10 protein-coding genes are annotated in these 12575 nt (G+C 55.5%); 6 read left to right on the plus strand and 4 right to left on the minus strand.

The window, feature by feature from the left end:
* Positions 1-244: 244 nt before the first annotated feature.
* The gene (pyrH, locus tag ACR0K5_RS00650) at positions 245-997 is read right to left on the minus strand and encodes a UMP kinase (protein WP_480627812.1); all 753 of its coding nucleotides are present in this window, start codon (positions 995-997) and stop codon (positions 245-247) included.
* 97 nt (positions 998-1094) lie between these two features.
* On the opposite strand from pyrH, the gene miaA reads away from it, so the two are divergent.
* The 5 genes from miaA to ACR0K5_RS00675 all read left to right on the plus strand — a co-directional run bounded on the left by miaA (position 1095) and on the right by ACR0K5_RS00675 (position 8835).
* Entirely contained in the window at positions 1095-1988 is an 894-nt protein-coding gene (gene miaA / locus ACR0K5_RS00655) for a tRNA (adenosine(37)-N6)-dimethylallyltransferase MiaA (protein WP_480627813.1), read from the plus strand.
* A 342-nt stretch (positions 1989-2330) separates the two neighbouring features.
* Positions 2331-3995 carry an ABC transporter substrate-binding protein gene (locus ACR0K5_RS00660; RefSeq protein WP_480627814.1) on the plus strand — a complete coding sequence of 555 codons (1665 nt, stop codon included), beginning with the start codon at positions 2331-2333 and terminating at the stop codon, positions 3993-3995.
* Positions 3996-4131: 136 nt separating this feature from the next.
* Positions 4132-5178 carry an ABC transporter permease gene (locus ACR0K5_RS00665; protein ID WP_117869195.1) on the plus strand — a complete coding sequence of 349 codons (1047 nt, stop codon included), beginning with the start codon at positions 4132-4134 and terminating at the stop codon, positions 5176-5178.
* A 13-nt stretch (positions 5179-5191) separates the two neighbouring features.
* Entirely contained in the window at positions 5192-6655 is a 1464-nt protein-coding gene (locus tag ACR0K5_RS00670; protein ID WP_480627815.1) for an ABC transporter permease, read from the plus strand.
* Positions 6656-6747: 92 nt separating this feature from the next.
* Positions 6748-8835: a dipeptide ABC transporter ATP-binding protein gene (locus ACR0K5_RS00675; protein WP_480627816.1), complete on the plus strand. Its 2088-nt coding sequence runs from the start codon at positions 6748-6750 to the stop codon at positions 8833-8835.
* Between the two features lie 120 nt (positions 8836-8955).
* On the opposite strand, the gene ACR0K5_RS00680 is transcribed toward ACR0K5_RS00675, so the two are convergent.
* The 3 genes from ACR0K5_RS00680 to ACR0K5_RS00690 form a co-directional block, all read right to left on the minus strand.
* Complete coding sequence (locus ACR0K5_RS00680) at positions 8956-9942, minus strand: MBL fold metallo-hydrolase (protein ID WP_480627817.1); 987 nt, start codon at positions 9940-9942, stop codon at positions 8956-8958.
* 130 nt (positions 9943-10072) lie between these two features.
* Positions 10073-11035, minus strand: coding sequence for a LuxR C-terminal-related transcriptional regulator (locus ACR0K5_RS00685; RefSeq protein ID WP_480627818.1), 963 nt, complete (start codon positions 11033-11035; stop codon positions 10073-10075).
* A 97-nt stretch (positions 11036-11132) separates the two neighbouring features.
* Positions 11133-11711 (minus strand): lytic transglycosylase domain-containing protein, encoded by a 579-nt coding sequence (locus ACR0K5_RS00690; RefSeq protein WP_480627819.1) that lies wholly within the window; start codon positions 11709-11711, stop codon positions 11133-11135.
* 203 nt (positions 11712-11914) lie between these two features.
* Between ACR0K5_RS00690 and ssb the strand changes: the two genes are divergently transcribed.
* Positions 11915-12406: a single-stranded DNA-binding protein gene (ssb, locus tag ACR0K5_RS00695; RefSeq protein ID WP_480627820.1), complete on the plus strand. Its 492-nt coding sequence runs from the start codon at positions 11915-11917 to the stop codon at positions 12404-12406.
* Positions 12407-12575: the final 169 nt, after the last annotated feature.

Here is a 12575-nt window from a genome sequence, read left to right on the forward strand (position 1 = left end):
TAATTTTGCATTCAGATCAATAAGATGCCCACGCATGTTTCCGGACATCTCAGAAATCACGGCAGGTCTTCCAGCCCAGCCTGTGCTTGCGTCATTGAGCAACGAAACACGGGGCAGCCCTTCTCTGTAGAAGGACAACGATACTTAGACAGCGACGTCCTTGACCGTCAAGCAAAACGCAGAAGCCCCGACGTCATGCCGGGGCTCCGAAAGTCAACAGATTTGCCAGACGCTTTCTCAGACCTTAACCCTGAACCTTGGTATAGGTCCCCTCGCCGGCCAGAATACCGCGGAAACCACCGGGCTCATCAAGTCCAAAAACAATCAGGGGCAGGTTATTATCGCGAGCCAAAGCGATGGCCGAGGCATCCATGACCCGCAGCCTCTTGGCCAGCACATCATCATAGGTCACAGTATCATAACGCACGGCGTCTGCATGTTCCGCAGGGTCTTTGTCGTACACGCCGTCAACACCGTTCTTGCCCATGAAAATCGCCTCACACGCCATTTCGTTGGCGCGCAAAGTGGCGGCCGTATCTGTCGTGAAATACGGGTTGCCGGTTCCCGCTGCAAAAATGCAGACCCTTTTCTTTTCGAGGTGCCGTACTGCCCGGCGGCGGATATAGGGCTCACATACTTCATCCATGCGGATGGCCGAGATCACACGGGTGAACACTCCGATCTCTTCCAGTGCGGATTGCATCCCAAGCGCGTTCATCACCGTGGCCAGCATGCCCATATAGTCCGCCGTGGTGCGTTCCATACCCTGGGCCGATCCGCTCAAACCCCGGAAAATGTTGCCGCCGCCGATAACCATGCAGATTTCAACGCCCAGATCGTGAACCGATTTCACCTCTTGCGCGATGCGCTGAACGGTTGGCGGGTGAAGACCGAATCCCTGATCCCCCATCAACGCCTCTCCCGAGATTTTCAACATGACCCGATTGTACTTTGTTTTCGGGGACTCAGCAGTTTCAGAAGAAGGGGAAAGGCTCATGTTGCGCTCCGGGCTGGCACGGGGTTAATTTCCGGCGCAAAATGAAGCAAAAGCTCCGCAGGTTCAATGCGGTTGGTGAGGATTGAGGCAACCGCACATGACCCGGCGATCAACAGACCCATTTTTTCAACAGTTGCCGCCTATTCCCGACGACAAGCCGGTCCTGATCGCAGGACCGACCGCATCGGGGAAATCAGCACTGGCGCTGGAGATCGCCGAACGGTTTGGCGGAGTTATCGTCAATGCTGATGCAAGTCAGGTTTATGACTGCTGGCGCGTCATCTCGGCCCGACCTTCCGCCGAAGAAGAAGACTGCGCGCCGCATCTCCTGTACGGGCATATCCCCTATGATCAGGATTACTCTACCGGCCATTGGCTGCGCGAGGTCGCACCCCTTCTCACAGGTGATCAACGCCCAATCATAGTCGGTGGGACGGGCCTGTATTTCACCGCCCTGACCGAGGGCATGGCCCAGATTCCAGCCACCCCACCTGAGGTTCGGACCGAGGCTGATCAGATGCCAATGACCGAACTTCTGGCGGGTGTCGATGCACAGACGCTTGCAGGGCTGGACACACAGAACCGTGCACGCGTGCAACGCGCCTGGGAGGTGCAACGCGCCACAGGTCGCAGCCTGTTGTCGTGGCAGGCTGACACACCTCCGCCGGTATTGCAGCTGAGCGATGCGGTTCCCATCGTTTTTGATGTCGACAAAGCGTGGCTGCTGGATAGGATAGAACGCCGCTTTGATCAGATGCTCGAACAGGGTGCAATCGAGGAAGTGCGCGCCATGCAGGACCGCTTCGATCCCAACCTTCCCGCTTGCAAGGCCATAGGCGTGCCGGAACTCAGGGCGTATCTGGGCGGCACGATGACTTTGGATCAGGCGCGGGAGCGTGCTACGATCTCGACAAGGCAATTCGCCAAGCGTCAACGCACCTGGTTTCGCGCTCGTATGAAAGCATGGAATCACATTGACTTCTCAAAGTGATACCTGCCGTTTTTGAACTTCCGGAACAATACGTCGATCAAGTCTCAAAATTTAATGAAACGCAGTGAATTTCCTTAACAAACCGGCAAAACAATGTGGGTCTCGGAATTGATTTGAGCTGCGTGAAGAAAAAAGACCCGTGAATTCAACAATGCGCGAATGTCGTTTTTGTACCTCGAATGACGATTTCGAACATTGACCTAAATCGAAATCTGGTGCCGAATAACGACATGGGGATGTGCAGAGTCCAAAAACCGAAATCCTACACTCTGGCGACCGCGAGAAGACGGGCCGCGTAGAGCAATAATCAATCAACAAAATCAATGTCACAGGGAGACATCCATGACGAATATCGTATCCACCGAAGACAAGGTGCACTGGGCGGCCGAGATGCACGCTCAGGAATACCGCGACGGCAAGCTAAGCCGGCGGGAATTCATGACGCGTGCAACCGGTCTTGGGGTTACAGCCGCCGTAGCTTACAGCATGATCGGCCTGCCGACGCCTGCAGTGGCTGAAGGGGCAAAGCAAGAGGGTGGCACGCTGCGTGTGCAGCAGGAAGTGCGTGCTCTCAAAGATCCCCGCACCTATGACTGGTCGCAGATCGCCAACGTATCGCGCGGCACACTGGAATACCTGGTCGAGTACAACTCGGACGGCTCGTTCCGCGGCATGTTGCTTGAAAGCTGGGAAGTCAATGACGACGCGACTGAATACACTCTGAATGTCCGCCCGGGCGTCAAGTGGAACAATGGCGACGATTTTACGGCCGACGACGTTGCCCGCAACATCGCGCGCTGGTGCGACAAATCCTCGGAAACCAACTCGATGGCAGGTCGCTTTGCGACCCTGATCGACGCGGAATCGGGCCAGGCTGGTGAAGGCGTCATCGAGGTTGTCGATGCAACCACTGTCAAGCTGAACCTGCCAAAACCGGATATCACTCTTATCCCGGGTATGGCCGATTATCCGGGCGCGATTGTACACAGCTCGTTTAGCGAGACTGATCTTCTGAACAACGTGGGAACCGGGCCATATCTGATGGATGAGCTTGAGGTCGGTGTAAAAGCCGTTCTGGTTCGCAATCCGGATCACACCTGGTGGGGTGACGAAGTATATGGCCGCCCTGCTCTGGATCGTATCGAATATATCGATTACGGCACCGACCCGTCTGCCTGGCTGGCAGCACTGGAATCAGACGAAGTCGACATGTTGTATGAATCGGTCGGTGAATTCATCGACGTGATGGATGGCCTTGGCTATGTAAAATCCGAAGTTGTGACTGCCGCAACCATCGTTATTCGTCCAAACCAGCTGGCCGAATTCGACGGTCAGAAGCCGTATGCGGATAAGCGTGTCCGTCAGGCGATTCAGATGGCAGTCGACAACGCCGTTTGTCTGGAACTGGGCTATGGTGGTCGTGGTGCCCCGGCGGAAAACCACCATGTGGCTCCACTGCACCCGGAATATGCAGAGCTGCCACCGCAAAAGGTTGATCCCGCAGCAGCCAAGGCGCTGATGGATGAGGCCGGTTTTGGTGATTTCGAACATGAGATCATCTCGATTGACGATGACTGGCGCCGCAACACCACCGACGCCGTGGCTGCGCAGCTGCGTGATGCCGGCATCAAGGTCAAACGGACGGTTCTGCCCGGCAACACCTTCTGGAACGACTGGGCGAAATATCCGTTCAGCTCGACCAATTGGAACCCGCGCCCTCTGGGTGTTCAGATCTGGGCGCTTGCCTATCGTTCAGGCGAAGCCTGGAACGAGTTCGGCTATGCGAGCCCCGAGTTTGACGCCATTCTGGAAGAGGCGCTGGCCATTGCTGACGCGGACGCGCGTCGCGAAGTCATGGCGCGTGGCGAAGCACTGCTGCAGGAAGACGGGGTTACAATCCAACCCTACTGGCGCTCGCTCTATCGCCACATGAAAGAGGGTCTTGTCGGAACCGACATGCACGTGACCTTCGAACACCACCACTACAAGTGGGGCTGGGCTGCCTAAGCTCCGCCAATGACACGCGAGGGGCGCCTGACACGGGCGCCCCTTTCCAGCCGCAGACTTGCCGACGCGGGGTCGGACGTCCGAGGCCAGAAAATGGTCCAATGATCTGCGGAATACCTGAACAACAGGGGCCACCATGGGACTATTCATCCTACGACGGTTCGGAGTCATGCTGCTTACAGCATTATGTCTGACATTCGTCGTCTTCTTCCTGACCAACCTATACCCGAACCTTGAAAAGCTTGCGAAAACACAGGGCAACCAGCGTATGTCAGACGAGCAGGTCGAAGCCTGGTTGGACAATCGCGGTTACCTTCAGCCCACACTTGTGAAATACGGCCAATGGCTGGGCGTGATGCCCGGTTTCCAGAATACTCTGGAAGATGGCCAGTTTGTGGGCACCTGTACGAGACCAGGTTCGACGGCAGAGGACACAGCCAGATACTGCGGTGTTCTTCAAGGCGACTGGGGATACTCGACCGTCTTCAAGGACGAAGTCGGAACCATTGTTGGCAAGCGCCTCGGCAACACGGGCTACCTGATGTTCTGGGTTCTGGTCCTGATGGTGCCATCCGCGCTGATCGTCGGTGTTCTGGCCGGGATGCGCGAAGGATCGGCACTGGACCGGTCGCTATCAACTTTCTCGATCATTACGACGGCAACACCGGAATACGTATCCGGCGTTATCTTCATCGCAATTTTCACATCATCCACTGTCGGTTTGAAATGGTTCAAGGGAACCGCGACTCAAGCGATGGAGAACCCGACGTTTGAGAACTTCTTCCTGCCGGTTCTGACCATTGCGCTTTACGGAATGGGTTATATCGCCCGTATGACCCGCGCTTCGATGACAGAAGTGATGACAGCGCAATATATCCGAACCGCACGTCTGAAGGGTGTGTCGTTCCCGAACATTGTCATGAAACACGCGCTGCGCAACGCGCTGATCGCGCCGTTCACGGTTATCATGCTGCAGTTCCCATGGCTGCTGAACGGCGTGGTCATCGTCGAGACCCTGTTCAACTACAAGGGTTTCGGCTGGGCGCTTGTCCAGGCTGCAGGCAACAACGATATCCAGCTTCTGCTGGCGATCTCGGTCGTGTCGGTCTTCGTGGTTCTGATAACGCAGCTGATCTCGGATATCGGCTACGTCTACCTCAACCCGCGCATCCGCATTTCATAAGGAGGGAGAGATTATGGAACCACTTACCTGGACCGGCTCTATTGCCTTCCTGAACCCATTGCTGATGATCGCGCTGGCAGTGCTGATCCTGTCGATCGTGATCTGGATCATTGCCAGTATCTTCCTGCCCGAACAGCAGATTGTCGTGAATTCGGATGGCTCCGTAAGTTCGAGCGGCGGCGTCCGAGGTCTGATCCAGCTTGGGCTGAACTACAGTTTCATGGCCAGCGTAGGATTGGCGGTTGCTTATCTGGTGCTGGGTGTCCTGATGGGAACCAGCGCCGGAATTGTTGGGGCCATTTCTCAACAGTTCATGCCGGTATGGGTCGCGCTGATCATCATGTTCGCCATGTCCATCGCCTTTAAGAGGCGGTTGGGACTGTACGGCAAATTGTATGACAGCCCCATTGGCATGATCGGCTTTGGCCTTGTGATGTTCTGGGTCTTCACCGGCATCTTCGGCGCGCTTGATCTGATCGTCACACATGATCCGCTCGTTCAGGTCTCGGGCATGAAAAATAAAGTGCCCGGAACACCGTTGCCGAACGTGGAGGACGGCGAATATGCTTGGTACCTTCTGGGCGGCGATAACCTGGCCCGTGACGTCTTTAGCCGTATGGTCAAAGGTGCTTGGGTCGTGGTGCAGATCGCACCGCTGGCAACGATGTTCGCCTTCATGGTCGGTATCACGCTGGGACTTCCTGCCGGATATTACGGCGGTCGTCTGGACACGTTCCTGTCGTTCCTCGCGAACCTGATCCTCGCCTTCCCAGTGATCCTGCTGTTCTATCTGCTGGTGACACCGGAAATCGTGGCAACCGGGGTGCCGAATTATATGGCGGCCGTTCTGTTCGTGTTCCCGATCCTGTTCATCGGCGTACTGCTGAACTCGCGCTATTACACTCGCCCGAAATTCCGCACCCCGTTGCTGATCGGTGTCCTGGGTGTTGCGATCTGGCTGTATCTGTCGTTGATTTCAACCGGTGGCTACATCATCAATACCGACGCCTATCGAATCTGGGGACTGCCGACCTATCTGGACCTGTTCGATATCCCAGGTGGTATTCTGGTTGTCTTCGTTTCAGTGGTTTTTGTGAACTCGCCCACGGTTTTCCGTATCGTGCGCGGGCTGGCACTGGACATCAAAACCCGAGACTATGTGGCTGCGGCCCAGACCCGCGGCGAGGGTCCGTGGTACATCATGCTGTGGGAAATCCTGCCCAACGCTCGTGGCCCACTGATCGTCGATTTCTGTCTGCGTATCGGCTATACCACCATCCTTCTGGGGACCTTGGGTTTCTTCGGGCTGGGCCTTCCACCTGAAAGCCCGGACTGGGGTTCGACGATCAACGAGGGGCGCAAGCTTCTGTCGATCTACCTGCACCCTGCCCTTCCGCCTGCCTTTGCACTGTTGTCGCTGGTTCTCGGTCTGAACCTGCTGGCCGACGGTCTGCGCGAAGAAAGTCTGAAGGACTGATGTGATCGAGGCCGGGGGCTCTGCCCCCGGACCCCCGAGATATTTTCAGCCAGATGAAGGGGATCCCCGAAATCCGGCGAGGAGTAAGCAAAATGAGCAAAATGGCGGATTATGACGGCCCGATCCTGGAGATCGACAAGCTGTCGATTTCATTCTTTACCCGCCTGCGGGAAATTCCGGCCGTGATGGATTTCTCGGTCAGCGTACAGCCTGGTGAGGCTGTAGGGCTGGTTGGCGAATCCGGTTGCGGCAAATCAACCGTGGCGCTGGGCGTCATGCAGGACCTTGGCAAGAACGGTCGCATCGTAGGTGGAACTATCAAGTTCAAGGGCCGCGATCTTTCAGAGATGTCGACCGAGGAGTTGCGAGACATTCGCGGCAATGAAATTGCGATGATCTATCAGGAGCCGATGGCATCACTGAACCCGGCGATGAAAATCGGCAAGCAACTCATGGAAGTTCCCATGATCCACGAGGGGGTAAGTCAGGAAGAGGCTTACTCCCGCGCGCTGGAAGTGGTGACTGATGTGCGTTTGCCGGACCCCGAGCGGATGTTGAATTCGTTCCCTCACCAGCTATCGGGTGGACAGCAGCAGCGGATCGTTATCGCGATGGCGCTGATGTCGAAACCAGCGCTGTTGATCCTGGATGAACCGACAACCGCACTGGATGTGACCGTTGAGGCCGCTGTGGTCGAACTGGTCAAGGATCTGGGCAAGAAATACGGCACCTCGATGCTGTTTATCTCGCACAATCTTGGTCTGGTTCTGGAAACCTGCGACCGTCTGTGCGTGATGTATTCGGGTGAGGCGGTCGAGCGCGGCTCGATCAAGGACGTATTCGACGAGATGCAGCATCCATATACACAGGCGCTGTTCCGCTCGATCCCGCTGCCGGGGGCTGACAAGAATTCGCGCCCATTGGTGGCCATTCCGGGCAACTTTCCCCTGCCCCATGAGCGGCCTCCGGGCTGTAACTTCGGACCGCGCTGCGACTATTTTGAAGAGGGTCGTTGTGACGCCAAAGACATTCTGATGGAAGCGGTGCCCGGAAATGACCGGCACCACACGCGCTGTCTGAAATTCCAGGAGATCGACTGGAACGCGCCGATCACAGTGAGCGAACAGAAAGAAAAAGGTGAAATCGGCCGAACTGTCTTGAAGATGGACAACCTCAAGAAATACTATGAGGTGGCGGCAAACGCTCTGTTTGGCGGTGGCGAGAAGAAGGTTGTGAAGGCCAACGAAACCCTCAGTTTCGAGGCCCATGAATCTGAGACTCTGGCCATCGTGGGCGAATCCGGTTGCGGCAAGTCCACTTTCGCAAAAGTGCTAATGGGACTGGAAACAGCCACAGACGGGCAAATCCTGCTGGACAACCGCAACATCGAACAGGTGCCCATCGAAGAACGCGATGCCAAGACGGTCGGCGAAGTACAGATGGTCTTCCAGAACCCGTTTGACACATTGAACCCTTCGATGACCGTGGGGCGTCAGATCATCCGTGCGCTGGAGATCTTTGGCGTCGGAAATTCAGAGGCCGAGCGAAAAAAGCGGATGCTGGAGCTTTTGGATCTTGTAAAGCTGCCACGTGCCTTTGCTGACCGGATGCCACGTCAATTGTCAGGTGGTCAGAAACAACGCGTGGGTATCGCGCGCGCCTTTGCAGGCGATGCGCGCATCGTGGTCGCGGACGAACCTGTCTCGGCGCTGGATGTGTCGGTTCAGGCCGCCGTGACCGACCTGTTGATGGAGATTCAGCGTGAGCACAAAACAACGCTGCTGTTCATCAGTCACGACCTGTCAATCGTGCGCTACCTGAGCGACCGGGTCATGGTGATGTATCTGGGGCATGTGGTGGAACTGGGCACCACGGATCAGGTCTTTGCACCGCCCTATCACCCTTACACCGAAGCGTTGCTGAGTGCGGTTCCGATTGCGGACACTTCGATCGAGAAACAGCATATCGTTCTGGAAGGCGATATCCCCTCGGCGATGAACCCACCCCCGGGCTGCCCGTTCCAGACGCGTTGCCGCTGGAAATCCGAAGTACCTGACGGCCGGTGTGAATCTCACGTGCCGCCAATGCAAACACTGGCTGATGGACATCAGGTGAAATGTCACCTGGCAGAAGATATTCTTGCCCGGATGGAGCCTGTGATCAAAGTCGCAGCGGAATAGTCCTAATGGATGAACTTAGAAAGGGCCGGTCATAGACCGGCCCTTTCTTTTGGCGCCGTGGTTAGAGGGGAGACATACGGCGCTTGGGAGTATGCGTGAGTGGCAGCCCCCGGTAATTCGTCAGCCGGTCATGATGTTGTTGCCGAAATGCATGAATTCCTGGTTCATACCGGCAATCTCTCCGGCCTCCAGCTGTAGGCTGGCGCTGTCGAGCATCTTGTAGCTTTGCTGTCCTTTCACCCAGTCGTCCGCAGATTGCAGCGTGGTCAATGTGTAAGAAGTAACCTCGTTCAGGTAATGGGTGGGGATGATGACCTTAGGCTTGAGCTTGGAAACGATGTCATTGCCCTGATCAAAGCTGAGAATGTGTTCCGAGCCATCCACCGGCAGCGTCAAAACATCCACCTGTCCGATTGCATCCCAGAACTCCTGCGGTGGGTTATGGCGGTTATCGCCCCAAATCAGCGTGCGGATGCCTCCGGTTTCGACCAGATAGACGACCATGTCCATGTGACCCACATTGTTCGGCGGGCAAGCTTCCACCCCAAACTCGGCCAGTGCGTTTGTCCAGTCATACCATCCGGGCGCGACACAGGCATGTTTATCGGCAAAGCCTGTGATCTTGACGTCAGCAAACTCGAAATTGCCAACCATCCGGTCCAGCACCATGGTCGAGCTTGGACGTTCAATCGCATCGTGGTCAAAATGCGCGTGGGTCGACAGGGTGATGTCCACTGGAATTTGCGGGAACTCATTGCGGAACCAAAGACCCCACGCACCCGACGGATCATCGCGCCACGGATCAAACAGAACGGTTGCCCCGTTGGGTGAGGTGATCTTGATCGCACAATGACCGTAGTAGTCGATGCCGACAGCCCCGGAGCTGGCCTGCCCGGTTGCCCCTTGCAGGTCGATCACATGGTTGTTGTTTCCCGGTTGCAGCCACGCCTGAGATTGCGCATCCGCCGATTTTGCACCCAGCACTGAAGCTGTCGCGCCAACACCGGCAGCCCCTGCCGCCATGAAGAACGATCGACGGGATAACCCCGGTGCCAGGTGATCCTTGTCTCCTTTCAGGATAGTCGGCTTCAGATCTTTACGATCCATGTTAGTGTACCTCTCTGTTGGACGTGTGCAGTTTGTCCGCACCTCACAACAGAGGGTAACAAGCCAATGCATATTGGCTCAGACCGGAAAATTAGGGGTGGAATATGGGGCCAATCCCCATATTCGGACATCACGAAATCGAGAGCAAATGGCTGCGCAGGTTCTGGTCGCGCCCTTCAAGGCCCAGTTTGCGACGGATATTGTTGCGGTGAAAATCGATTGTCGAGGTTTCCCGCGACAGGGCCTTAGCAATGTCCTTTGTTGTTTTTCCAAACATCACCATCTGCGCGATCTCGATCTCGGTCGGGGTCATCACTGCAAAGGCATCCGTCAATTTGTCGGAGAGTGAAGATGTAATCTCGTTGAGGTTCTTTTCGGCCAGTTCAAGATAGACATACTGCGCCTCATCACCTGAAAGCTGCGCCCGAACCTTTTCGAGATACGGCAAAACCCGACTGCGGACCTGTTCGACAATTTCGTGATCCCGGCTTTTGCGGTCATCGTCCAGACTGGACAACAAAACACGCAATGCCGTGTTTGTTTCCTGCAATTCCCGCGTGCGATCCGAAACACGCGTTTCAAGCTGCGCCAATGTTTCATTGAGTTTTTCTTCCAGCGTGCGGCGCAGGTAAACCTCTTGCAGCAAAGCCAAATCTGACTCAACCATGCGCGCAAACTGCGTCAGCCCCTCACGAAACAACAAAGCCCGCCGGTTTTGTTTACGGTCCAGAACGCAAATTGTTCCGAACACCGATCCATCGGGCCATTTCAGCGGCAGGCCGATGTAAAACGTCATCTCGTGTTCCAGATCGTCATTGTCTGCCCAAACCGGATCGCAAGCGGCATCCTCGACCACCAGTTCCCCGTCCCGTTGCAAAACGCCCTGACAATAAAGCTTGGGGTTCAGTTGGAAACTCATGCCGACTGGATAAGGGTTTTCAGGATGATCGGACGTGATCAGCACCGCATGATCCGGTGCGTCGGTTTTCATGATCAGGCTTGCGGGCACATCCGCCAGCTCAGCGACCAGATCAACAAGTTGCTGCCAATTGGCCAGCGTTTCTTTCGGAATCCGAGGGTGATCAACGAGCATGTGGGGCCTCACCAGTTACTTGGGGGTGCCCTTTCAGGTTAGTTGGACAGGTTAGACTGAATCAAGAAATGGACGCTCTGCGCCGCAGCATCGGGGCTTAGCCGCCCCAAATGACCTTCACGTAGTTCTGAGTTTCCTTATATGGCGGAATGCCACCATGCTTTTCCACCGCTTTTGGTCCCGCATTATAAGCGGCCAGGGCCAGTGGCCAGGATTTGAACTTGCGATACTGCCAGGACAGGTATCTCGCCCCACCTTCGAGGTTCTGCTTGGGGTCATGCGGGTTGACCCCCAAAAGTTCGGCCGTCTGAGGCATCAACTGCGCCAATCCCAACGCACCTTTGTGAGATTTGGCCTGCGCGTTCCATCCGCTTTCCTGTTGCACAAGACGCAGGAACAAGTCTTCGGGGATATTGTGAAGCCGGGCTGCCTGCTTCGCCAGGTCCAGATACTGCCCGCGATATTTCCCGGTATACCTTTTGCTGGACTGCTCGCGGGATGTTTTGGGCTTCAACCGCGCGGAATCGCGATATTGCGTTGCGGCGCGGGAATCCAAAACCTTAGATTGTTTCAGGAATATATCCTTACGGCTTTTGGTAGACAGAGTTTGCGCCTGCACAGGCACAACAGCCAGCACAAGGCAGACAACAGAAAACCCAGCAACCCAAGAACGCATCAATGCCTATCCTGCTCGATAAGAAACCAGTCGGAGTATAGGTATTCCCGCAAAAAATGAAAGCTTGGTAAAGACCAAAGTAAGACTCTTGTTCAACACTGTTGTATCAACGTGTTCCAACCACGGTGCAGGCCGTATAGGGTTTCACAAAACAAGTCGCGCCAGATTCGGCGCACATACGCGAAAACAGAACGAGGAATTACATGGCGGGTTCAGTCAACAAGGTCATTCTGGTCGGAAATCTGGGGCGTGATCCTGAAGTGCGGACATTCCAGAACGGCGGCAAGGTCTGCAACTTGCGCATTGCTACGTCAGAGAACTGGAAAGACCGCAACACGGGTGAACGCCGCGAACGGACGGAATGGCACTCGGTCGCCATCTTCAACGAAGGTCTGGTCCGCGTCGCCGAGCAATACCTGCGCAAAGGCTCGAAGGTCTACCTTGAAGGGCAATTGCAAACCCGTAAATGGCAGGATCAGTCAGGTCAGGATCGCTATTCCACAGAAGTTGTCTTGCAGGGCTTTGGATCAACCCTTGTCATGCTGGACAGCCGTGGTGAAGGCGGCGGCAGCAGTGGCGGTGGATACGGCGGCGGCCAGGCCGGTGGTGGAGGATACGGAGACCCGTATGGCGGTCCATCCAGCTCACCGGCGCCTGCATCGGGCGGAATCGACGACGACGAGATTCCGTTCTGAAGGGAACAAACTTCTGAATTGTAGATTTTAGAAGTTAAGTCGTTATTAAAAAGAAAAAATCTCAAAAAGTGTTTATTTTTGGGATTGACAAGCCTGTGAGATTCCAAATCCAATCAAAAGTGTAGATTTTTGATTGGTGGAGGAATGTGTGCCTATACAATGCTGTACT

The sequence above is a fragment of the Ruegeria sp. AB9 genome, assembly GCF_056542585.1.